Source organism: Paenibacillus borealis, from assembly GCF_000758665.1.
GTDB lineage: Bacteria > Bacillota > Bacilli > Paenibacillales > Paenibacillaceae > Paenibacillus_AQ > Paenibacillus_AQ borealis.
In genome coordinates this window covers 4,511,877-4,534,663 of the sequence record NZ_CP009285.1, presented here as the reverse complement: position 1 = coordinate 4,534,663, position 22,787 = coordinate 4,511,877, and the positions used below count along the sequence as shown (strand labels likewise).

Below are 22,787 nucleotides of genomic sequence, written 5' to 3'. Positions count from 1 at the left end.
TACGAACTTTTCAATGAAATATCAAATGGTGGAGGGTTGCCATCTATGGAAGCATTTACACTTAGCCGGATAGAGATGTCCGGACTATTACTGTCTCTAAGCGAAAATTCGGAGCGGAAGCCGCTCCATATTCTGCAGGAAGCCTGGACCAAGTTCCACCGTGAAGAAGTGCGGGAGGGGACATCGCTGCCCGCTTTTCTCTCGACGGACATTCCCCCGATCCTGCAGAAACTGATTAAAGGCAGCGGCATCAAAGGGCTATCCCTTGGTGAAATCGCCTCGCTCGGCAGTCTGATTGAGTATTCCACATTATCAGTGACGGCTATGCAAAACTGGGTGAAACGTGACTTCAAGGAATATCTAGGGTCGCCGCGCCAAGGAAAGAAGTATTCGATTAATCAGGCGGCGCTTCTATTTATAATTGATGATCTCAAGGCTGCACTCGATTTCGAGAGCATCCGCCAGCTCTTCCGTATGCTGTTCCTCGCGCCTGAACGTGATGATGATGATCTGGTCGAACCGGCACAGCTGTATCACGGGTATGCTGAGCTGTTCGAGGAGATCAAGACCCGTTCCCCGATGCCGGTGCAGGGACAGGCTCAGCCTGGCAGCCCGAAAGAGTATTTGTCGAAATCAGACAGTGCGCTCAAATCGGCGATGGACGGAATGATGAAGCGGCTCAGCCATCTGACCCGGTCACAGCGGGATGCCGTACAGAATATGCTCCTGATCGCCGCCATATCGGTTCAGACCTGTTATTTTCAGGCGATGGCCCGGCAATATTTCAATGCGGTGTTATTCCTTGATTTTTGAACCGTCCGATTCTAGAATGTGTAAGTAAAACTAGTCTTACTCCGAGACTTAGCGGAATCAGGGAAGAGGGTGCTTGTTATGATGAATCAAATGTCACTGCTGCAGAATCCGAAGCAAAGAAAACTGCTCTTCAGTGCAGGACTCAGCTGGATGTTCGACGCGATGGATGTGGGGATGATATCTTTTGTGGTGGCTGCGCTTGCCAAGGAGTGGGCGCTGGGGCCGGAGAAGATCGGATATTTAACCAGTATTAACTCGGTGGGGATGGCGGTAGGAGCCGCTGCAGCCGGGATTCTCGCGGACCGGTTCGGCCGCAAATCCGTGCTCCTGTGGACATTGCTGATCTTCTCCATAGCAAGCGGCCTGTCGGCGTTCGCCGCAGGTTACGTAATGCTGTGCGTGCTGCGCTTCATTGCCGGCTTCGGGCTGGGCGGTGAATTGCCGGTTGCCTCCACACTGGTGTCCGAGAGTATGCCGGCAAAAGATAGAGGACGGGCCGTCGTGCTGCTGGAGAGCTTCTGGGCGGTAGGCTGGATTCTGTCAGCGCTGATCGCTTATTTCGTTATTCCGGATTACGGTTGGCGGATTGCCTTCGCGATTGGTGCGGTGCCGGCGCTGTATGCACTCTACCTGCGTAAGGCGATCGACGACTCGCCGAAATTCGCCGAGATCAAGAAGGCTCCGGCGGTATCCCTGCGGAACCGTATTGCGGCAGTCTGGTCTGCGGAATACCGCCGTTCAACGATTATGCTGTGGATTCTGTGGTTCACCGTGGTGTTCTCTTATTATGGAATGTTCCTGTGGCTGCCGACGGTTATGGTGCTTAAGGGCTTCAGTCTGGTCAAAAGCTTCGAGTATGTGCTGATCATGACGCTTGCCCAGCTTCCCGGATATTTCACCGCCGCTTATTTCATCGAGAAATTCGGCCGGAAGTTCGTGCTTGTGATCTATCTGCTGCTGACCGCGGTCAGCGCGGCCTGGTTCGGGAATTCCACAACCGAAGGCATGCTGATGGCAGCCGGGATCTGCCTGTCCTTCTTCAACCTGGGGGCATGGGGCGGGATGTATGCTTATACACCGGAGCTGTATCCGACTGCCATCCGTTCGACAGGTGCCGGCCTTGCGACCTCTTTTGGACGAATCGGAGGCATTATTGCACCTACGCTGGTTGGTGTAATGGTCGGCAACTCAGTAGGGATCAGTACCATATTCATGCTGTTCTTCGTGACGATTGTAATCGGTGCACTTGCCGTGCTGTTGCTGGGGAAGGAAACGAAGGGTACAGAACTGCTGTAAGCAGAAGCCGAATACATCTGGAGCTACACTCCAATCAGGCCAGCCGGATCCTTCCGGCTGGCCTTTAGCATGCTGCTGAAATTCAGGGAACCTTGCACGATCCTGCCTCCGCTATTGCAGCCCATAGGGTGAATATAGTATATTCTTAATGAAGACACAAACGAACGTTCTCATTATCCGGCAATATGCGGTGACAGACACTCTAATCTAGGATCTTGAGGAGCCAGTCTCTCAAGGTCTTTTTTTAGAATATAAGAAAGTATGCGTTTGTACAGGGCTGGAGACGGTTGCGTCGCCGGCACAGGGCATATGTTATAATGTTAGAAATTATAATGGCACACTAATGGAGCGGGTAAGTATGGCTAAAGACAGGCAGGGCCTGCATTTCACGGAGCTGGTCTGGGAGAGCACGGAGCAGAATATGGCGATTCCGCCGCGCAGTTCCGCAGAAGCGGTTATACCGAAGCCTCCGGCAGGTCCGGGCAACAAGAAGCCGTCTCAATATAACACAGTACAGCTCCAGTTATGGGATATGGAAGAGACCCAGGAGCCGGTAACCACTACGGAGAGCCAATTTGTCCAGCGGGCCCGGGAGCTTGCGGATCATAAGGAGCCTGCGGCTTTATTTGTCCCCTTTAAGAGCTATTGGCCGACTTATGGCCATATGACAGGTGCGCAGAGCAGATGGTATTTCTTCTGGCGGGATGAAGTCCGGCAAGGGAGATACCCGAAGACCGATCTCTCGTATATCTTTCTGCATATTTATGAGCTGATTAACGGTGTGGGCTGGGACGAGCCTCAGGATGGCTGCCGCCAGCTCGGCTTGCTATGGGAAGCCTACCGTGACAAGTACAAACGTCTGGATCAATATCTTGGCGGATGGATTGCGGATTTCTCTTTCGTGCATAAGTTGGATATCCCCCTCTCGGAGATTGTCGCCCGTACACGCGGTCTTGCCGGGGATTTGGCTGAAATTGAGCTTGTCCGCTGCCTGACTGCTGCTCCGGAGCAGCTAAGCATTGAGGTGCTGAGTGTGATGTCGGATTATGATATCAGCAAATCGAAGTTCTATGCCGGTGAAGGAAAAGCAGCTGCGGACAAGTATATTCCCCAAGTTGTGGCATTAATTGATGCGTATGTCGCGCGGAGGCACGGCTCGAATCTGATCACGATGTTCCCGCCCGGTCCGCCGGTTGTCCGTGAGCGGTATTTGTTCCGCAGCGCAGTATATGATATCTCCCTCTATGGCTACTCTGTTCTTGTACCCGTCGTACGAATCAGTAAATCGCCTCCGCTGCGCAGCCTGATTACACGCTTATTCCGGCTGACCGAGAACAAGCTGCGGGCGCTTATGGGTTATCGCGGACGGCTCAAGGATGTCAAAGTTGACGCGGACATGGAGGATCTGGTGACCCGGTTCCTGCAGCGTGAATTCCGCAAGGCGGAGCAGGAGGAGAAAGGTCCGGCAGTTGTGATTGACCAGCGGAAGCTGGAGCAGCTGGAGAATGACTCTGAGGTCGTGCGGTCGCTGCTTACGGTAGAAGAGGCAGCAGAGAACGAGGATGAAACGGATTCGGCGAATCAGGACGCGGATGAAGCTGAGCCGGGAAGTGCCGTGGCTGACGTGTACGCCCGGACTGAGGAGCCTGCGGCTGGGGAGAATGATCAAGAGAAGCAGAAGGCTATCGTTGAAGAGCCTGCTGTGCAGGGACAAGCCAATTCCCTGCTGCCAATCATAGATAGCGAAGCGAACAGCTGGACGCTCTTCGCTTCTGAGCTGAGTCCGTTGCAGCGGGATGTAGTCCTTGCGCTGGCCGATGATGACGGCCTGGCGAAGGTGCACCGGCTTGCAGCGGGCGGAGGAACAATGGCAGAGCTGCTGTTTGATGAGATTAATGAACTTGCCATGGACAGTTTGGGGGACCTCATCATCGATGGCGAAGAGCTGACCGAAGAAAGTATCTCCATGCTGCATTATTTAAAGAGGTGAAATTAGGAATGAACCCACTTAAAATACCGAAGCGGATGACCACCGCTCTAGTCAACTCGCTGACAGCGGGAGTCGTGCCGCGTATCGGTCTTGAACATATTGCCGTCGGCCGCCGGCCGGAGGTAGAAGCCATTCTCCGCGATATGGATAATATCGCCGAGGGCGGAGCCGCCTTTAAGTTAATTACGGGTAAATTCGGCAGCGGCAAAAGCTTCCTGCTGCAGATCATCCGTAATTATGCAATGGACCGCGACTTTGTGGTCGCGGATGCCGACCTGTCGCCGGAGCGGCGGCTCGTCGGTACGAAGGGGCAGGGGCTGGCCACCTATCGTGAGCTGATGAGCCACCTGTCGACCCGTACGCGCCCCGATGGAGGCGCGCTTGAGATTATACTGCAGAAGTGGATTATGACGCTTCAGCAGGCAGTGATGCAGGAGAAGGGCTGCGGGCCTGATTCGCCGGAGCTTGGCGAAGAAGTGGAACAGCGGATCTATGCGGTAGCCTCGGAGATGCGCGGGCTGGTGCATGGCTTCGACTTCGCGAAGGTGCTGGCCTCTTACTGGAACGGGCATAAGCTGGCCGATGACGCACTGAAGCAGGATTCGCTGCGCTGGCTGCGAGGCGAGTTCTCGACTCGTACGGAAGCGCGCAAGGCGCTGGGTGTCGGCGTCATTATCGACGACGACAACTGGTATGACTATATGAAGCTGTGGGCGGAATTCACCGGAGCCATCGGTTATAAGGGGTTGCTGCTGTTCATCGACGAGGGAGTCAATCTCTACAAGATAACGAACAGTATCTCCCGCCAGAGCAATTACGAGAAGCTGCTGACCATGTTCAACGACACGATGCAGGGCAAGGCAGAACGGCTGGGTATCTTCGTCGGCGGCACACCGCAATTTGTTGAAGACCACCGCCGCGGTTTGTTCAGTTATGAGGCGCTGCGTTCCAGGCTGGTCGCCGGGCGGTATGCCGGTGCCGGCCTGAACAACTTCACCGGACCGATCATTGCGCTGGATATGCTCTCCCACGAAGAAATTCTGATCCTGCTGCAGAAGCTGCGGGATATTCACGCGCTGCACTACGGGTATGAAGCCAGACTGACGCAGGAGCAGCTGGTGCATTTCATGGAAGAGGCTGTGAACCGGCTGGGTGCAGATGAGCTGCTTACCGCGCGTGAGGTCGTACGCGATTTCATGGATCTGCTGCATACGCTGAACCAGCATCCGGATATGTCGTTCGAGAAGCTGGTTGGGGAGCGGACTCCGCGGCCTGCCGAGGCCGGGCAGAATGAACTGGACGGCTTCCTGGCGGAGTTTGACCTATGAGCGATAACCCGTTCTACCGGCTGGCTCCGTTCATCAAAGAATTCATCTATAAGAACCGCTGGGATACGCTGCGTGAGGCCCAGGTGGATGCCTGCCGGGTGCTGTTTGACACGCCGCATCATCTGCTTATTGCTTCCGGGACCGCTTCGGGCAAGACAGAGGCAGCGTTCTTCCCTGCGCTTACCGAACTGTATGAGCGTCCCTCAGCATCCGTAGGTATCCTGTATATCGCTCCGCTGAAGGCGCTGATCAACGATCAGTTCACACGGTTAAATGATCTGCTCCGCGAAGGCAATATTCCGGTCTGGCACTGGCATGGCGATGTGCCGCAGGCAGATAAGACGAAGCTCATGCAGAACCCTTCCGGGGTGCTGCAGATTACACCGGAATCGCTGGAAGGCCTGCTGATGAACCGCCCGAATGCCATCCCGGCGCTATTCCATGATCTGCGCTTCATCGTGATCGATGAAGTGCATGCCTTCATGGGCGCGGACCGCGGCATTCAGGTGCTGAGCCAGCTGGCCCGGATCTCGCGGATGGCCGGCTGTCATCCGCGGCGGATCGGCCTCTCCGCGACGCTGAGCGACTATGCTTCCGTCACGGAGTGGCTGGCGGCAGGCACGCGCGCGAGCGTGGAGGTCAGCGCGCCGCAAGGCGGGCGCAAGCTGCGCCTGAGCGTGGAGCACTTTTCTTTCCCGGATGCGCGGAATGAGGAGGAAGCCGAACACCTGGAGCGGGCACGCCAGGCTTATTACGGCTTCATCTATGACCATACGCATGTGAAGAAGGCCTTGATCTTCACGAACAGCCGCACCGACGCCGAGGAGGCGATTCTGGAGATGCGGCGCATTGCCGCTAAGCGCGGCGAGCGGGATGTCTTCCATGTGCATCATGGAAGCATCTCCGCGATGCTGCGCGAAGAGACGGAGGCCGCGCTCCGCCAGGGTGCGGGGCCGGCTGTAGCTGCAGCGACGCTGACGCTGGAGCTGGGGATTGACCTGGGCGAGCTGGAGCGGGTGCTGCAGCTGGGCGCGCCTTACAGCTGCGCGAGCTTCGTGCAGCGGTTGGGCCGCTCGGGCAGGCGCGGGGACGCAGCCTCCGAGATGATCTTCGTCACGCCCGAGGAGGAGGACGAGGAGGCGCAGCTGCCTGCGCGGATGCCGTGGACGCTGCTGCGGGCCATTGCCGTGATTGAGCTGTACGTGCGCGAGAAATGGGTGGAACCGCTGGTTGTGCGCCAGCTGCCGGTCGGGCTGCTGTATCATCAGACGATGAGCATCCTGAAGAGCATGGGGGAGGCTGAGCCGGAGGATCTGAAAGAGGCTGTGCTGAGCCTGCCTTCCTTCCGCAGTATCGATCCCGCCGATTATGACGCCTTCATGGAATACATGCAGGGTATGGGCCATATTGAGAAGATGGATGAGGGCAGCCTTCTGATCGGCATGGCGGGGGAGAAGATCGTCAACAACTTCCGCTTCTATGCCGTATTCAAAGACGATGAAGAGCATGTGGTCTATAACGGCACCGAGGAGATCGGTTCAATTACCACAGTGCCGCCACCGGGTTACTGCTTCACTCTGGCCGGCAAGCTGTGGAAGGTGGAAGAGGTCGACAACCGCCACAAGGCGGTCTATGTCAAAGGCTCCCGCGGCAAGGTGGACACCTTATGGCTTGGAGCCGGAGGGGATGTCCATACCCGGATCATGACGAAGATCCGCGAAGTGCTGGGATCGACAGCCTTGTATCCGTATCTTGCACCTAGCGCGGCCGCCAGACTGGAGCGCGCACGGAGACTGGCCAAGGAGAGCGGATTGCTGACGCGTTCTGTTCTGCCTGCCGGAGGAGACTCCATGTTCATCCTTCCGTGGGCGGGCAGCCGCCAGTTCCGTACGCTGGAGCGCCTGCTGAAGAATAACCTGAAGGGTCCGCTCGGTCTGCGGTCCGTCGTCCCGATGGAGCCTTACTATATGGTGGTCGCCGGTAAGGCGGATGCAGAGACGCTGGAGGAAGAGATCATTGCCGAAACCGCCGCTGCAACGGATGCAATTGCGCTGCTTGGCCCGGATGAAGCACCTTACCTCGGCAAATACGATGAATTCATCCCGCATGATCTGCTGCGCAAAGCTTTCTCGCTCGACGGGCTGGATGTACCGGGATTGCTAAGCGTAATTAAACAGTGGAAGCAGCCGCCTGCACCGTAAATGCAAATCACACTAAGTAGCCGGAAGTATCCATGCTGCCAGATACACACCGCCAACTTTACACTGCAAACGGCTAACTACGCACTATATAGTCCAGCAGGCTCTCTTTGCAATAATTTGTAGAGAGGGCTTTTTACTGTCTTGTTTCTGCTTTACAGATCAGGTTATTCATGTTTCGTTTTTTCAAGGAAAATCATCAATCAACAAGAGGAGGAAACAAGAGGAGTCCTTTATCCACCTAAAATTCTCTGCGCGACTAAAATCATGAATAGAAGTGTACAAAATCCACTTATTGGGTTGGTGATGAACAGGGACGCGCCTAACGCATTAATGCACCATTAATGTGAGTAAAAATGACTGATTTATCCTCCGGCTGTTTTATTTCAGCGCAGACAATACGATTAAAGGGATTTATCCCTCTGAATCCGCTCAAAGTGGGCGGAACGGAAAAATCAAGGGGATAAATCCCTCTAACCCCCAAAGGGAGAGGGGATAAGCGAAATCAGACGTAAGCACCGCGCCAAAGCGACAGCGAAACAGCGGATTCGGGCGGTTTTTTATAGAGAAAACGGCAATTAGAACTCCAAAGTGGGCATACCTAGAAAAAACAAACCTTTATTCTGTAGTTCCCACCTTGTTGGAAGCGCTTCACCGGATGATAATAAGCATATCACGAACACAGGGGGCATCAATTAATGGTCAACAGAAAAATTAAGCAATCCGCTACCATCGCATTTACCGCAGTTATGGCATTAAGCCTTGCAGCATGCGGCAACTCGAACAACAACGCAAACGACGGCGCTAAGAACAACGCGGCACCGAACACAACGGACAGCGGAAACGCCGCAGCTACAACTGCACCAAGCGACAAGAAAGTAACGATTACTTTCCAGAACATCTACCCTGACCCTGCAACGCCAGCTTACAAAATGATCAACGAGCTGACCGAGCAGTACCAGAAAGAGCATCCGAATGTAACGATTGAGCTGGATACGCTGAACACGGACCAGCAGAAAGTGAAACTCAAAACACAGGCTGCTTCCAAAGAAGTGCCGGACATTACCATCGTTAACCCGGCTGCTCAAATGAAGCCTTTCGTAGATGCAGGATTGTTCGCACCGCTGAATGATATGCTCGATCAGAATGGACTGAAAGACACTTATCAAGAAGGCCTGCTCGACTACTACAGCTTCGACAACAATGTGTATGCGCTTCCTGACGGCAACAACATCGAAGTCGTGTACTACAACAAAGACCTGTTCGCACAGGCAGGAATTGCTGCTCCTCCGACAACCTTTGATGAATTGCTCCAGGATGTCAAAATCCTGAAAGATAAGGGAATTACGCCACTGGCTATCGGTGAAAAAGATTCCTGGACCGGCTCATTCCTGTTCATGAACATCCTGCTCCGCACCAACGGCGGCCCTGGATTCCTGCAGGACGTGCTTGACGGCAAGAAAACCTTCGAAGATCCTGCATTCGTAGAAGCAGTCGACGCCTTCCAGGCACTGGTTCAAGCCGGAGCATTCCCTGACGGTGCAACCTCCATTGACGCTAATGCCGGCGGTAACATCTTCAAAACAGGTAAAGCAGCCATGTGGTCGATCGGATCTTGGGAAACAGGCGCAATTGATGCTTCTCCTGTAGCCGGTAAAGTTGGAGCCTTCCAGTTCCCTACAGTCAACGGCAAGGGTGACCCTAACGAATTCATGCTTGCACCAGGCAGCGCATTTGCCGTATCTGCAAACAGCGAACACCTGCAAGAAACTAAAGACTTCCTGAACTTCTTCGCTTCCGAATATCCTAAGAAACAGTTCGAACTGAAAAATGCTGTAGGTATCGGTCAAAAGGTAGACGGCGACCTCAAAGCTGCCGGTTACTCTGATCTGGCTGTAAACATTGCCGGCCTGTTCAACCAAGTTAAAGGCGGCGACCTGGCGTTCGATAACACGATGAACCCTGCAACAGCACAAGTTCACCTGAGCAGCATTCAGAACCTGTTCGTTCAGAAAATGGATTCCGCTGCAGTAGCGAAAGAACACCAGGCTGCATTTGAAGCCAACAAGTAAGCAATAAGCTACAAGCAATCGTAAAGTTGTCCTTCTCGGTGCGAAGCAGGCTGATTCAGGCTTCTTCGCACCGAGTTTATCATGAAGTTTTTAAACGTAAATATCGTAAATAGACAAAGAATCTGCTTGTTTAGGAGGCGGGAAAGATGAAAGTACTTAAGGTGCCAGCACGCACAATAGCCGTCTTCATACTGCCATGTCTGCTCTTGTACGTGTGCCTTGTGTTTGTTCCCATACTGGTATCATTATATACGGGCTTATTGAAGTGGGACGGTCTTACTACTGCGCAGTTTATCGGTTTTGGTAATTTCAAAGATATGTTCTTCAATGATCCTGTGTTCTGGCCTTCTGTCAGAAGAACCCTGCTGTATGCAGTGGCTTCCATGCTGGAAATTCCGCTTTGCTTAGGAATGGCTATTCTGCTTAACCGTTATTTGAAAAAAGCGAACTCATTGGTGTCGATCTATTTCACACCGGTTATCCTGTCGGTTGTTATCATTGGACAACTCTGGAAGACCATCTATAACCCTACTTCCATGGGGGGCATGCTGAACGGCGTGCTGGTGTCACTCGGTCTGGACAGCTGGACCCACAACTGGCTCACCGAGCCGAACATCGCGATGTTCTCTCTGTATCTGGTTTCGCTTTGGCAGTATTTCGGCTACCATCTGCTGATCCAGTATACCGGCGTGCAGAATATCCCTGACGAGCTTTATGAAGCGGCCAAAATTGACGGAGCGGACGGATTCAAAGCAGATCGTTACATCACTATGCCGCTGATCGTTCCGATCTTCAAAATATCGATTATCCTGGCGTTTATCGGCTCCCTGCAGGCCTTCGATCTGGTTATGGTTATGACTGGCGGCGGTCCGGCGCATGCGACAGATGTCATCTCAACACATATGTACAACAGTTCCTTCATGTCCTTCAAGTATGGATACGGCAGTGCGATCGCAACGTTCCTGGTTGTTGTCTGTCTCATCTTTACCGGAGTGATCAATACCATCTTCAATAAACTTGAGAAAAAATACAACTAGGAAAGGAGTGCGCGAATCATGCGTAAATTTAAAAAAGGAATCGTGTATCTTCTTTTTGCAATCCCTGTGGTTACCCAGCTGTACCCGTTATTATGGCTGCTGCTTTATTCACTCAAGACCAACGAAGAAATCATGGACGGCAGCTTCTTTTCCTTCCCGAAAAAGTTCCAGTGGCATAACTACTATGAGGCTTACACCTCGGGCAGTTATCTGAAGTACTTGACGAACAGCGTCTTCGTGACCGCGCTTACGATGATTTGTGTTATCCTGCTGGCCTCCATGGCGGCGTATGCGATCTCGCGGTTCCGCTGGAAATACGGTAATGCTGTGATGACCATCTTCCTGATGGGGATGATGATTCCGATGCAGGCCACACTGCTGCCGCTGATGATTATTTTCAAAAACATGCATATCCTCAATACGCACTGGTCGCTGATTCTACCGTACATCGCTTTCTCTACACCAATCGCCGTGTTCATCTTGAGCGGATTTATGAAAGCTATCCCTCATGAGATTGAAGAATCCGCATTCATTGACGGAGCGAGCGTTTACCGGATTTTCCGCAGCATCATCCTTCCGGTATCTGTGCCGCCGGTAATGACGGTATGTATCCTGACCTTTATCAACATCTGGAACGAGTATATCCTGGCGGCAACGTTCATCTCGTCCGAGAAGCTCAAAACCCTGCCTTTCGGGGTGTACACCTTCGTCAGCCAGTATTCGGTCAACTATGGTAACATCGGCGCATTCCTCGTTATGGGCGCGCTGCCGGTCATTCTGATCTACTTCTTCCTGTCCAACCAGATTACAAAAGGCATGGTGGCAGGAGCAGTTAAAGGCTGATCTGCACAATTATGAATTCACGCGTTGCATATAAAATTGGGTTAGATTTATAATAGGAAACGGCAGGACAGGGTGTTGAAAGGAGAGAGTCCTATGAAGAGCGGCTTTCATTCCATCCATCATCGGTTGTTCTTGCTGTTTCTTTTTTGCATGTCCAGTATTCTGCTTATTGTCAGCTTGCTGTACTATAACCGGACTACGGATCAGCTGCATGAGAAGATCAGTGATTTGTCGCAAAAAAACGTCGCCCAGACCGCAGGGTTATTCACACTCCTCTACAAGGGTTATGACGCTTTGTCCAAATCGCTCAGCAATAACTTCGAGATGATTCGTCTGATTAATGAGAAAACCGATGAGCCGGCGGTGGCTTATATCAATGAGCAGACCGTGACGAATATTATCGGCTCGATTTTTTATTCACGGGATGACCTGGTGGGCATTCATGTGATCACAGACAGAGGGAAGATTTATAATTACGGTAATTATATGAACGTGGTCGACCCCGATTACGCCGATGAAGACTGGTACCGGCAGCTGCAGGCCTCCTCTGGTAAAATGGTCTGGCTGGGGGTGTATCAGCATTCCCTGATCGATCAGGTGGAAGATAGTCCGGTGTTCGCCTTCGGGCGGCAGATATACGATCTGAATGAGCATAAGCCGATCGGGATTGTACTGTACGAGACGAATCCGCAGCCGGTGCTGGATGCGCTGGAGAATCTGAAGCTCGGTGAGCACAGTCAGGTATACCTGATGTCCCCGGACGGCAAGTTTGTTACCTCCGCTACAGATCCTACGCCCGAGGTCTCCAATCTGCCTACGCTGCCGACTTCGCAGAATGTAATGGTCCAGCAGGAAAGCGACCGGCTGGTCGTAGCCTCGAAGCTGTCATTCTCCGGCTGGTGGGTCATGAGTATTACCCCGGATAAGGATCTGAATGTAGAATTGATCGAGATGAAGCGATATCTGCTGATTGTCATCTCGGCACTGATCATTGTCTCGACGCTGATTGCCTCTATTGTATCCCAGACCATCTCCTCGCCGCTGAAGAAGCTGATCCGGGAGATGAGGCAGGTGGAGGTCGGTAACTTCCGCGGAATGGTTAATGTCTCCTCCTACCAGGAGATTAATATTCTCGTCGCTTCCTTCAACCGGATGGTCCGGCGGATTGAGGAGCTGATTGAACGGGTGAAGCTCTCGTCCGTCAGTGAGAAGAATGCTGAGCTGCATGCGCTGCAGTCCCAGGTTAATCCGCATTTCCTCTACAATACACTGGATATGATCTACTGGATGCTGGACGAGGAAGGTAATGAGCAGCTGGGTGAGCTGGTCTTGTCCTTGTCCTCGATGTTCCGGTATAGCAGCCAGTGGGAAGACGGGGCTGAAGTGAGCCTGCGCGAAGAGCTGGAGCAGATTGGCCATTATCTGAAGATTATCTCGATCCGGCTGGAAGGCCGGCTGCAGATTATTACGGAAATCGATGAACGCTGGCTGGACATCCGTGTTCCCAAAATGACGGTCCAGCCTGTAATTGAAAACGCCGTCAAGCACGGTCTGGAATCACTGGGCCGCCAGGGTATATTGAAGGTATACACAAAGGAAGAAGGTTCCGTGCTGAGACTGATTGTGGAAGACAACGGAAACGGAATGAATGAGGAGCAGCTGAAACGGCTGCAGGACTCGCTGAATGGGGACGGTCCTAGTCCGAGTCCCAAGGAGAGCGGCAAAAGCGGCATCGGCCTGCAGAACCTGCACCGCCGGCTGCAGTTCATGTTCGGGGAGTGTTACGGGCTGCAGATTCAGAGTTTCCCCGGAGAAGGGACACAGGTTGCCATCGTGCTGCCGATTTCAGTGGAAGGAGAACAGACTACGTGAATATTCTTATTGCCGATGATGAACGGGTCATACGTGAAGGCATCAAGCGCACCATCGGGCAGATTAGCCCGGAGCATCAGGTATTTGTGGCAGCCCGGGCGGAAGAAGCGGTTAAGATTATGGAAGAGCAGCGTATCCATATTGTGCTGACCGATATTCTGATGCCGGGAATGAACGGCCTCGAATTCATGAAGATCTCGAAGCGCCGGTATCCGTATGTGAAATGGATTGTCATCTCTGCCCACAGCGAATTCTCCTATGCGCAGGAAGCGGTCAGACTGGGTGCAAGAGACTATCTGCTTAAGCCGATTGGCAAAACAAAGCTGACTGAGCTTATTGACAGCCTAACGACGGAGATTCAACAGGACAACAATATCTCGCGGCAAGGCGAGCGGCTGAAGGCCAGTCTGAGATTCCTCCGCGAGGGGGTATTCCAGCGGCTGGCCTCAGGGCTGGATATCGGGAATCTGGATATTGAGCCTTTTATTGAAGATTACAACCACTTCTATCTGGTAATGATCCAGCTGGACCCGGGTGACAAAAGCGTCCGCCTGGAGCATTTCATCGTCGAGAACGTGCTGTCTGAGCTGATCGACCAGCATGGACGGGGATTCGTTGTCAGCTATGACCGGCAGAGCCTGCTGGGTCTTATTACGCCGGGTGAGAACATCCGGGTGGAGCAATTCCAGGAAGAGGTCAAGGCTCATTTGACGCATTACCTGAAGATTCCTTTCCAGATCATCCACTCCGGGCTCAGTTATGATTTCAACACAGTGCCTCAGGTTGTGAAGCGGATGCGGGAGGCTTCAGCCTCCCAGGCGCTTGAGCTGGAGCCGATGAAGGGCAGCGGGGAGAAGGCCATTGATGTTGCGCTGCACTATATCAAGGAGCATTTCTACGAGGACTTGTCGCTGGAGAAAATGGCTTCCGTGGTGTTCCTGAATCCGGCGTACTTCAGCCAGCTGTTCAAGCAGAAGACGGGGCAGGGCTACAAGGAATATGTAACCTCCCTGCGGCTGGAGCAGGCGAAGCTGCTGCTGCTCAATCCCAAGCTGAAGCTCGCCGAAATTGCTGAACGGGTGGGTTATCAGGACATGCGCCACTTTACCCAGATGTTCCGTAAGAAATATCAGCTTACACCGACGGAATACCGTCAGCAGGAGAGCATCAACATTCTCATGAGCAAGGGTACTCCGCCGCAACAATAAAAGGAAGCTGATGCCGGTTATCGAAACCGGTGTCAGCTTCCTTTTATTGATTTTTTCACCATTTAGAAGCTGTTTAAATTGTTGAAATAATTGACCGTGTCAGTGTCGATGTTATTGAACAGTACAATTGCAAGAACAAACAGAAGGATTAGTACAGCGTAAATGATAGTGCCGACAATCCCGCAGACCAGCCCGGCAATCGCCAGCCCCCGGCCCTGCTCATAGCGGAGACGGATCTCCTTGAAGGCGAGTGCAGCCAGAACGATCGCAATAATCCCGAAGATAAGTCCGATATAAGGAACTACGATGGAGAGAATGCCGAGCACCAGTGCTGCGATCGCTTTGCCGTTCGTCCGCTCCTGGCGGGGCGGCGGGGGGAACTGCTGGTAAAATTCCTGATCTTGAAAGGGTGGGGGTTGATAACTCATAAGTTAACTCCTTCATAATTTGTGAGCAGAGGCTCCCTAGACAGATACATGTTTCTAACAGTATATAATATTTTGGATACAGAGATAACCGTTAATAATTAATCCAGTGCTCGAGCTTCACTGCGGGGGTAAGCCCAATCGATTCAGCCAAGCGGATGGAGGCAAGATTGTCTTCAAGTACCTGATACCTCGGAATATATCCCCTTTGCAGAGTATGGTATAACGCTGTGCGGACCACGCGCTGCGCCAATCCTTTTTTTCTTGCGGCAGCAGTCGTATGTACAGCCCCAATCTCCCAGACAGACTCCTCATTGCGGAATACCATACAAGTGCTGAGAGGCACGTCTCCCTCGAACAACGATACTGAGAAAGCCCCCTCCTTAAAATAATGGCTGATTTCCGCCAGCGTATAATCATTCGCTATCCACAGCGGCAGCAGCCGTTCATCTATTGTTTCACTTACGGTGCATCCCGCATCTGCGCTGAAGGTCTGGCCTGCGGCCGTAGAATAGGAGTAGAGACTGCGGACTTTATGCAGTGTGAAATGCGGTTCCAGCGCCACGCGGTAAGCATCCTCCTGCAGTTTGAAGACGAGCCTGGCCTCCCTTGAGAGCAGCTTCAGCAGGGCGGGGAAAACCTCCGGGCTGCTGTAATCCATAAGCACAACGGTGTCGGCCTCAGGATAGGTCCGATGATCGTAAGGGAAGGTCACGGCTGGCATCAGCAATAACACACCCCAGTGATCCTGCTGTTCGATCAGTACACTGTCAATCTGGCTGTGATACGCGGTCATCATTTTGAGCAGCGTTATATTCTTTAGGGGATTTCGGCGTAATCTCCCCATGATCGCTTCATAGTGGCTCAAGTAGTAGCACTCCTTTATCTCCGGTGATGTTAAGCAGCTGATCATAATTAATTCACAATTCATCCAGAAGTTTAAATAGGCACTGGTAATTGTCTAATGTGCAGGTATCCTCAACTTTTACACCCGACTTGAAAAAAATGATATCACCGGTGCCTTGGTTAACCTGACCTTTGTGTTCGAGGATCCGTTTCAGATGTCTGGCTGTTCCAATACTGCCTGAGATGAAGTCGACATCTGAAGGGAAAACCTTCTTAAGACTATTCTCAAAATAAGGAAAATGAGTACATCCTAGTACTACCGTGCCGTACTGCTTAAGATCAAGAGGGGAGAATTCCTGCTTCAGATAGGGTATGATTTTATTTTCATCAAATTCAAAGCTTTCAGCGAACTGCACCAATCCGGGAAGAGGCAAACTGTCCACAATTTCCCCATGATCTGTACGGTGAACTAAATCATGATACTTCTTCTCCTGTAACGTAAGCCTCGTGGCTAACACGAGAACCTTTTTCTGTTTTCCTTCGGATCGTTCAATGGCAGGCTTCACTGCGGGCTCGATGCCCAGGATAGGAAAGGCATACCGGCTTCGGAGCTCCTCAATTAAGATGCTGGTGGCTGTATTACAAGCAATAACCAAAGCTTTTATATTGTGTTTAGCGATAAAATCTACAGCATTTAGAATGTACTCTCTAACTTCTTCTTTCGTTTTCTCTCCATAAGGAACATGTGCAGTATCTGCATAAAAGAGGTAATCTTCTTGCGGCAGGAATCTGAGTGCCTGATGAAGCACCGTTAACCCGCCTATTCCGGAGTCAAAAAATCCTATTCGCATATGTCCACTCTTCCCGTGATTAATAAAATGATTGTATTATTCTATCACTACATTTACTTTATAACTACATTGCCGTTAACGTAATATACACTTTAGCCTCATATCTCATATATGAAAACCTTCAGCCTGCTGTGAATAACTTATTATTGAGAAGCGGTATTCCATCATAAAACAGAAAAAAGACCAGGGCTTACGCCACTGTTGCCAGCGGCGTAAGCCCGGTCCTGTTTAAATTCAGCTTTCGTTCTTAGTCACGCCATTTAAGCTTGGCACATAATCTTCAGCTTTATCCGGGTTCACCATTTGGGGGATTTCGGTAATGCTGGAGTGATTCTGCTGGTTGTTCTTTTTATCGGCGCGGTTATTTGCACGGTCATGCTTCGGATCTGCACTATTCTTAGGCACACTGTTCACCTCCATATCTGTTGGATAGTATGAGATAGCAGTTTGTATTTTATCCCGCCAGTCTTATCGAAACATAGAACGCTCTGAGAGGCATAGTCCCCCCGTTGACAGGTAGGCTATAATAGATTTACTCAAAAAGCTGTTCCACAAAGGAGGGAAGGATCATCGCAGAGAAAACGAAAGTCGTGGAAGTTGTTCCATATGACCCGGTCTGGAAGGATGAGTACAATAGAATTGAGGCGCGGATGCTGGAGATCGCCGGAGATCTGATCATAGCGGCTGAGCATGTGGGTAGTACCTCCATCGAGGGGTTATCGGCCAAACCCGTTATCGATATCGATCTGGTGATGGAGAGCTATGAGAAGCTGCCGGAGATCATCCGGAGATTACAGCAGTTCGGTTATGAACATCAGGGCAATTTGGGGATTGAGGGCAGGGAAGCCTTCCGGAGCTTGCAGGATGACGGCTTCATGAAATACCATCTCTATGTCTGTCCCAAAGACGGCAAGGGATATCTCGAGCATATTGCATTCCGCGATTATCTGCGTAGCAGCCCCTCTGCCCGTGAGGAGTATCAGGCGGTCAAGCAGCGGCTTGCGAAAGATTACCGTTATGATATCGACTCATATTGTGAGGGGAAGACTGCGTTCGTGCACTCTATTCTGCAGAAGGCAGCCGATCCCAGAATCCGGCTGGGGATGGGTGGTCAGGCAGAACCGCATGATATTCGCGGACTCCGGCCGGGTCGTTGAACCCAAAGGTCCTCCAGCTGTTCAACTGCGGGGAACCGAAGCAGATATGCGCCTCGCGGGCCGTATTATCAAAGACCATCGACCATAACGTTCCGAAGCCCTCACTGTAGTGATGACAGCAGACTCCCTTAGGGTATTCTGTGCCTGCGATGGCTTGCATGGCTGCCACGGGGCTTTGGAGGGCAACTTCGTCCGTAAGTGCCGACCGCAGCGCTTCATACCTTGTCCCCGAATTCTCCATCACCTGCAGATTATGAACCTGCATGGATGGAAGGGTATAATGGTTGGCTGATAGGACAAGCTGGTTGCAGTTCCCGCCAGCCGCTGCAGGATAATACTGTGCCTCTTTTTGCGTACCGGCAGTTTCAACGAGGGTGATGTCGCCTTTGGCGTCTGAGATCAGGAAATTCCGGTAGTCGGAGATAGGCATGCTGCGCATAAGCAGCGCCGCTTCTTCCGCTGTGGAGCAGTTGTCGAGCAAGGCGCGGACCACTCCCGGAAAAATAAAGCCTTCCCCGGTCATCTCCGGACGGATTCTCCCCGATGTAGTTGTTACGGTAAGTCCTGCATCATTCATTCCGTCATAACGGCCGAACAGCTGGAGCGCAAAGCCGGTATGTGCAGGTTTACCATTCACCCGGGTTGTGCTAAGAAGCAGCTGATTATAAGGCTCATCCTCCCAGCCAAAATCGTAGTTGCGCATATGACAGGTATGCCCGCTGTTATCCGGACCTGTCCGGTATACAGCCTGCGTGCAGTGGCCGGAAGGCTGAAAGTAGGAGTAATAGAACACAACCTTGCCGGGTTCAACACCGGTCTCATCGGCGAAGCCTTTGATTTCTTCGTTCATGCCGGGGCAATATTTCTCGAAGCTCTCCATGACTCTATCTGCCGCAGACGGCAGCAGCGGGGAAGCCCCCATGAATGGAGAGGATAAGAATGAGATGAGCTCTGAATTATGCTTGTAATGAGCGCCCAAGGCACGGCCGACTTCATAATGTGTGACTTCCGTAACGATATGGGAATATTGTGCGGTCCTACGTTGAATAGGGGGATTAGCATCCATTGTATAAGTTCCTTCTCTCGTTTACTCTCTGCGCAGAGTAGGCTCATTATAACGGGCGCGCTCTTCAGCCGGCAAAGTCCGTTCCGGCTGAAATACTCGCATGGGCTGCTATGCAGGGAAGCGCAACCATTATAGGGTCCTATTTTCTTGGACGGAGTAGGAAATACTTGTATTATTGTCATTTTTAAGGTAACTTATTGATATAACTTCCGGATTAACTTTTGCCGGAGGCGCAGTTCAAATGACGGTATATGTAAGCGGAAGAGGAGCATTCCCCCAATGCTCCTTTTTGCGTGGAATGAGGAGCTTAGCTTTCTCGATGACGAAGGAATCCAAAAAATCCTGCACGAAATACAACATTCTTCTCTCAATATTGAGCTTAAACGAAAAATGTTGTACAAAAGGCAGGATTTCCCTGAGTTCAAGCTTTTGAGCTGGGCAATTGTTGTATTTGATACAACAAATCTTACAAATTCCCTAATATCTATGAATCCGAGTTGTAATACGTACAACATTTCAAAGCTAAGTAGGGACTGGACATTACATAACTAACCCCTAAGGCCTAAACGAAACATTCTGAAGAAGATACCGGATAACGAAGAAGGCAATGATCAGCACAGAAGCAAATCCCAGCAGAAAAGAAACAATGTCTCTGCCTGAACGTTTGTATTTTCTCATGTATGGTCACCTCGGATTAGTGGGGTTCGTTAGACCAGAAGCATCCTTGTATAAGAATGATAAAGACCCCTGTTGAGGGGTCAACTCTGGGCAATCAGGCCGTTGCTGCATATTTCAAGAGTTCATCCGGGATTGCAATTTCACCCAGAACCGTTTCTGCGGCTGCCCAAGCCAGACTGAACTCTTTACCGCTGTATAGGGTGCGGTTACGGGTAGGGCTGGAAAGTGACATATCAAAGACGATAAACTCCCCTGCATCTACTGCAACTCTGAAGCTTACGGAGCGGTCCTGCTTCTGAATCCGTACTTCTTCCATGCGACAACAACCTCCTAAGACTTTCCTCTATTCATAGATATTATACATAATTATTCCATTCCAGGTATAGCGAAGAAGCTTACGTTGATATTATCCTCCTGCCGGTTCTGCTGCACGATTATGAACGCTGCTGAAAATAAGATAATATGAAACTACGTATAATATATGCTTAGAAATCTTTTACTTCATTGGAGGCGTCACACCATGTCAGATTTTAAAGCCCATAACGAAAATGATCCGCTCAACCGCACACTGCTGAACGAAGCCGGTCTGGAACTGAAGGAATCGCTGGACCTCACGAACTGCGACAAGGAGCCGATTCATATCCCGGGGCTTATTCAGCCGCATGGCGTGCTGCTGGCAGTGACACAGGGCGGGGATAATCTTATTGTCCAGGCCAGCCGGAACACAGATGTACTGCTGGGAATATCTGCTGAGGCATTGCTCGGAACCTCCATGGCTGATCTGGTAGGCGGCAGTCAGCTCCAGGCCCTACTGGAGCGCAGCGTGAACGCAAAGGAAACCGCAGATTTACAATATATTATCCTGAAGATCGAAGTTGCCGGAGAGATGACCGATTTCTTCAGCATCATTCACGAAAGTGAAGGGCTGATGATCGTCGAGCTGGAGCCTGCCTCGGAAGAGGAGAGTGCCGGCACTAATGATTTTGAATGGATCCGCACGTTCTTCGGCCGTATGAAGCAGACTGCGGGACGGATTGAAGCCAGTCAGGCAGCGGCTGAACAGGTCAAAGAAATGCTCGGTTATGACCGGGTAATGATCTATGAATTCGATGAGGAATGGAACGGAAAAGTGGTAGCCGAGGCGAAGGAAGAAGGTCTTGAACCGTTCCTTGGCCATCACTACCCGGCCTCAGACATTCCGAAGCAGGCGCGTGAGCTGTACTTGCGCAACTGGCTGCGGACCATCGTGGATGTTCACTATACGCCGGTACCGATTATACCTGTGCTTCAGCCCCTGACTGGTAAACCGCTGAATCTCAGCCTGTCGATCCTGCGCAGTGTGTCCCCGCTGCATATTGAATATTTGCAGAATATGGGCGTTGGAGCGACAACCACGATCTCGCTGATTCATGATAACAAGCTCTGGGGACTGATCACCTGCCATCACTATTCATCTAAATATGTGCCCCACCGTATCCGCAATCTGTGCAATTTCCTGGGTTCCTTCTTCTCCAGTGAGCTGTACCAGCGCCAGCAGCTGGATACGTATCAGACAGAGCTGCAGCTGCGGTCCAAGGCGACGCGGATTGTCGATGTATTCACAGGGAATTCAAGCTCTTTCCGCGTGATCGAGCAGCTGGGAGAGGAAGAACAGACCCTGCTTGCGCTGATGGACGCTTCCGGGGCTGCGGTGTGCTACCAGGACAAGCTGATGCTGTACGGCGATACTCCTTCGCTTGACCAAGTACGGGAGCTTGCGGGCTGGCTGGCCGGTAAAGCCAAGGATTACACTTACTGTACTTCGAGGCTCAGTCTGGAGAATGATTCAGCAAAAGCTTATAAAGACAAAGCCTCCGGCGTACTTTATCTGGCCCTGACTCCCGGTCAGCAGAACTATATGATCTGGTTCAGACCTGAGGTTGTCGAGATTGTAGACTGGGCAGGAGATCCGGCCAAGGCTGTCATTCAGGAGAATGACGGGATACGCCTGTCTCCCCGTAAATCTTTTGAGAAATGGCGTCAGGTGGTTCAATCTACCTCGCTTCCCTGGAAGGAGCAGCATCTCAACATTCTGCCTCAGCTGAAATCAATCCTGCGCGGCCAGACGGAGAACCAGCTGCGTCAGGCCGAAGAACAGGCACTGCAGAATGCACGCAGTCTGCGTCATAATGAACAGCGTTATCTGCAGCTGATGGAGCTGTCACCGGTGGCTTTCTTCATGATCACCGATGATATCATCGTTTACAGCAATAACCGTGCGCTGGAGCTGATGGCTATAGGGAAGGGCAAGTCTGTAACCGGGCAGCCATTCCTGAAATACGTACATGAATCTTACCGTCCTGCACTGCGCCAGTATTTCTCAGAGCTAAGTCTGAACAAGAGCCAGTTCGTAACCGGTAGCGGACAATTTCTGAATGCAGCCGGACAGACGCTCGACATGAATCTGACACTGGCTTCTGTAATGCACAGCGGTAAACCTTCCATTATGATTGTATTGAGTAAAGGGTCTGACGCAGAAGCGAAGGGCGAAGCCTATACCAGTGCAACTACCGAGTTGCAGGGCTTTCTGACTACAGATTCCTTAACGGATCTGCCGAACCGGCTGGCGTTCGAGCGTGAGCTCACTAAGAAATGGAATGATTGCCTGCGCGTGCAGAAGGCGCTTCTGCTGCTGTCTATCGACATCGATGATTTCCATTCCTATAATGCAGTCCACGGGTTAAAAGGCGGAGATCTGTGTATTCAGTCAGTAGCGGATGTACTGAACATCATCAGCAAGCAGCATGGCGCCTTCGTCGCCCGCTTCAGCGGGGCAGCCTTCATCCTTACCCTCTCCGGGGTAACCGCCTTGCAGGCAGAGCAGCTGGCTGAAGCCGTGCGCAAGGGCGTCTATGATCTGCAAATTCCCCGCGACCGTTATGAAGAAGAAGGTGTGGTTACTGTAAGTATTGGCGGGCTGCTGAAAGTACCCGTTACTACGGACCGTCCGTCAGAGTTTATCGCTGAGTCGGAGAAAGCGCTGTACGAGGCGAAATCCAGCGGAAAGAATCAGGTTGTATTTCATTGAATAACCGTTATGAACACAGAAGCCGGGTAAGGTCCGTCTG

General features: G+C 51.7%; 19 protein-coding genes. 12 read left to right on the top strand and 7 right to left on the bottom strand.

The genetic code is table 11. From position 1 onward, the window contains the following. The first annotated feature begins 45 nt into the window (after positions 1-45). The 10 genes from PBOR_RS18855 to PBOR_RS18810 all read left to right on the top strand — a co-directional run bounded on the left by PBOR_RS18855 (position 46) and on the right by PBOR_RS18810 (position 14,657). Complete coding sequence (locus PBOR_RS18855; RefSeq protein ID WP_042214268.1) at positions 46-813, top strand: DUF1836 domain-containing protein; 768 nt, start codon at positions 46-48, stop codon at positions 811-813. A gap of 81 nt (positions 814-894) precedes the next feature. Next, entirely contained in the window at positions 895-2,109 is a 1,215-nt protein-coding gene (locus tag PBOR_RS18850) for an MFS transporter (RefSeq protein ID WP_042219634.1), read from the top strand. Between the two features lie 358 nt (positions 2,110-2,467). Beyond that, the gene (locus PBOR_RS18845) at positions 2,468-4,099 is read left to right on the top strand and encodes a TerB N-terminal domain-containing protein (protein ID WP_052429553.1); all 1,632 of its coding nucleotides are present in this window, start codon (positions 2,468-2,470) and stop codon (positions 4,097-4,099) included. 8 nt (positions 4,100-4,107) lie between these two features. Beyond that, entirely contained in the window at positions 4,108-5,427 is a 1,320-nt protein-coding gene (locus PBOR_RS18840; protein WP_042214264.1) for an ATP-binding protein, read from the top strand. Next, positions 5,424-7,628, top strand: coding sequence for a DEAD/DEAH box helicase (locus PBOR_RS18835; RefSeq protein ID WP_042214261.1), 2,205 nt, complete (start codon positions 5,424-5,426; stop codon positions 7,626-7,628). The genes PBOR_RS18840 and PBOR_RS18835 overlap by 4 nt, the downstream gene beginning before the upstream one ends. Positions 7,629-8,323: 695 nt before the next feature. After that, a complete protein-coding gene (locus tag PBOR_RS18830) occupies positions 8,324-9,697 on the top strand; it encodes an extracellular solute-binding protein (protein ID WP_042214258.1) in 1,374 nt (457 codons plus the stop codon). A 146-nt stretch (positions 9,698-9,843) separates the two neighbouring features. Further along, positions 9,844-10,734, top strand: a complete 891-nt coding sequence (locus PBOR_RS18825; protein WP_042214256.1) for a carbohydrate ABC transporter permease — start codon at positions 9,844-9,846, stop codon at positions 10,732-10,734. A gap of 18 nt (positions 10,735-10,752) precedes the next feature. Then, the gene (locus PBOR_RS18820; protein WP_042214253.1) at positions 10,753-11,577 is read left to right on the top strand and encodes a carbohydrate ABC transporter permease; all 825 of its coding nucleotides are present in this window, start codon (positions 10,753-10,755) and stop codon (positions 11,575-11,577) included. Positions 11,578-11,670: 93 nt separating this feature from the next. After that, a complete protein-coding gene (locus PBOR_RS18815; protein ID WP_042214251.1) occupies positions 11,671-13,449 on the top strand; it encodes a cache domain-containing sensor histidine kinase in 1,779 nt (592 codons plus the stop codon). Continuing rightward, complete coding sequence (locus PBOR_RS18810) at positions 13,446-14,657, top strand: response regulator (protein ID WP_042214249.1); 1,212 nt, start codon at positions 13,446-13,448, stop codon at positions 14,655-14,657. The genes PBOR_RS18815 and PBOR_RS18810 overlap by 4 nt, the downstream gene beginning before the upstream one ends. Positions 14,658-14,719: 62 nt before the next feature. On the opposite strand, the gene PBOR_RS18805 is transcribed toward PBOR_RS18810, so the two are convergent. From PBOR_RS18805 to PBOR_RS36345, 4 genes are all read right to left on the bottom strand, one after another. Continuing rightward, the gene (locus PBOR_RS18805) at positions 14,720-15,085 is read right to left on the bottom strand and encodes a DUF4190 domain-containing protein (RefSeq protein WP_042214246.1); all 366 of its coding nucleotides are present in this window, start codon (positions 15,083-15,085) and stop codon (positions 14,720-14,722) included. Positions 15,086-15,176: 91 nt separating this feature from the next. After that, a complete protein-coding gene (locus tag PBOR_RS18800; RefSeq protein WP_042214243.1) occupies positions 15,177-15,950 on the bottom strand; it encodes a GNAT family N-acetyltransferase in 774 nt (257 codons plus the stop codon). Between the two features lie 52 nt (positions 15,951-16,002). Beyond that, on the bottom strand, positions 16,003-16,779 hold the full coding sequence (murI, locus tag PBOR_RS18795) for a glutamate racemase (protein WP_042214240.1): 777 nt from the start codon (positions 16,777-16,779) through the stop codon (positions 16,003-16,005). Positions 16,780-17,013: 234 nt separating this feature from the next. Beyond that, a complete protein-coding gene (locus PBOR_RS36345; RefSeq protein ID WP_245647829.1) occupies positions 17,014-17,184 on the bottom strand; it encodes a hypothetical protein in 171 nt (56 codons plus the stop codon). A 185-nt stretch (positions 17,185-17,369) separates the two neighbouring features. On the opposite strand from PBOR_RS36345, the gene PBOR_RS36340 reads away from it, so the two are divergent. After that, the gene (locus PBOR_RS36340) at positions 17,370-17,936 is read left to right on the top strand and encodes a GrpB family protein (protein ID WP_245647827.1); all 567 of its coding nucleotides are present in this window, start codon (positions 17,370-17,372) and stop codon (positions 17,934-17,936) included. Here the strand turns inward: PBOR_RS36340 and PBOR_RS18790 are convergent. The 3 genes from PBOR_RS18790 to PBOR_RS18780 all read right to left on the bottom strand — a co-directional run bounded on the left by PBOR_RS18790 (position 17,842) and on the right by PBOR_RS18780 (position 19,996). Next, the gene (locus PBOR_RS18790; RefSeq protein ID WP_042214239.1) at positions 17,842-19,002 is read right to left on the bottom strand and encodes a C45 family autoproteolytic acyltransferase/hydrolase; all 1,161 of its coding nucleotides are present in this window, start codon (positions 19,000-19,002) and stop codon (positions 17,842-17,844) included. The two genes, PBOR_RS36340 and PBOR_RS18790, sit on opposite strands and share 95 nt — an antisense overlap. Before the next feature lie 555 nt (positions 19,003-19,557). Continuing rightward, positions 19,558-19,680: a hypothetical protein gene (locus PBOR_RS38375; protein WP_281191761.1), complete on the bottom strand. Its 123-nt coding sequence runs from the start codon at positions 19,678-19,680 to the stop codon at positions 19,558-19,560. A gap of 94 nt (positions 19,681-19,774) precedes the next feature. After that, complete coding sequence (locus tag PBOR_RS18780) at positions 19,775-19,996, bottom strand: hypothetical protein (protein WP_042214235.1); 222 nt, start codon at positions 19,994-19,996, stop codon at positions 19,775-19,777. Positions 19,997-20,200: 204 nt separating this feature from the next. Here PBOR_RS18780 and PBOR_RS18775 point away from each other — a divergent pair, with 204 nt between their 5' ends. Continuing rightward, positions 20,201-22,747: a diguanylate cyclase domain-containing protein gene (locus PBOR_RS18775; protein WP_042214232.1), complete on the top strand. Its 2,547-nt coding sequence runs from the start codon at positions 20,201-20,203 to the stop codon at positions 22,745-22,747. Positions 22,748-22,787: the final 40 nt, after the last annotated feature.

Coding starts and splice junctions, on each gene's coding strand:
- PBOR_RS18855 (WP_042214268.1), top strand. CDS start 46: ATGGAAGCATTTACACTTAGCCGGATAGAGATGTCCGGACTATTACTG.
- PBOR_RS18850 (WP_042219634.1), top strand. CDS start 895: ATGAATCAAATGTCACTGCTGCAGAATCCGAAGCAAAGAAAACTGCTC.
- PBOR_RS18845 (WP_052429553.1), top strand. CDS start 2,468: ATGGCTAAAGACAGGCAGGGCCTGCATTTCACGGAGCTGGTCTGGGAG.
- PBOR_RS18840 (WP_042214264.1), top strand. CDS start 4,108: ATGAACCCACTTAAAATACCGAAGCGGATGACCACCGCTCTAGTCAAC.
- PBOR_RS18835 (WP_042214261.1), top strand. CDS start 5,424: ATGAGCGATAACCCGTTCTACCGGCTGGCTCCGTTCATCAAAGAATTC.
- PBOR_RS18830 (WP_042214258.1), top strand. CDS start 8,324: ATGGTCAACAGAAAAATTAAGCAATCCGCTACCATCGCATTTACCGCA.
- PBOR_RS18825 (WP_042214256.1), top strand. CDS start 9,844: ATGAAAGTACTTAAGGTGCCAGCACGCACAATAGCCGTCTTCATACTG.
- PBOR_RS18820 (WP_042214253.1), top strand. CDS start 10,753: ATGCGTAAATTTAAAAAAGGAATCGTGTATCTTCTTTTTGCAATCCCT.
- PBOR_RS18815 (WP_042214251.1), top strand. CDS start 11,671: ATGAAGAGCGGCTTTCATTCCATCCATCATCGGTTGTTCTTGCTGTTT.
- PBOR_RS18805 (WP_042214246.1), bottom strand. CDS start 15,085: ATGAGTTATCAACCCCCACCCTTTCAAGATCAGGAATTTTACCAGCAG.
- murI (WP_042214240.1), bottom strand. CDS start 16,779: ATGCGAATAGGATTTTTTGACTCCGGAATAGGCGGGTTAACGGTGCTT.
- PBOR_RS18790 (WP_042214239.1), bottom strand. CDS start 19,002: ATGGATGCTAATCCCCCTATTCAACGTAGGACCGCACAATATTCCCAT.
- PBOR_RS38375 (WP_281191761.1), bottom strand. CDS start 19,680: ATGAGAAAATACAAACGTTCAGGCAGAGACATTGTTTCTTTTCTGCTG.
- PBOR_RS18780 (WP_042214235.1), bottom strand. CDS start 19,996: ATGGAAGAAGTACGGATTCAGAAGCAGGACCGCTCCGTAAGCTTCAGA.
- PBOR_RS18775 (WP_042214232.1), top strand. CDS start 20,201: ATGTCAGATTTTAAAGCCCATAACGAAAATGATCCGCTCAACCGCACA.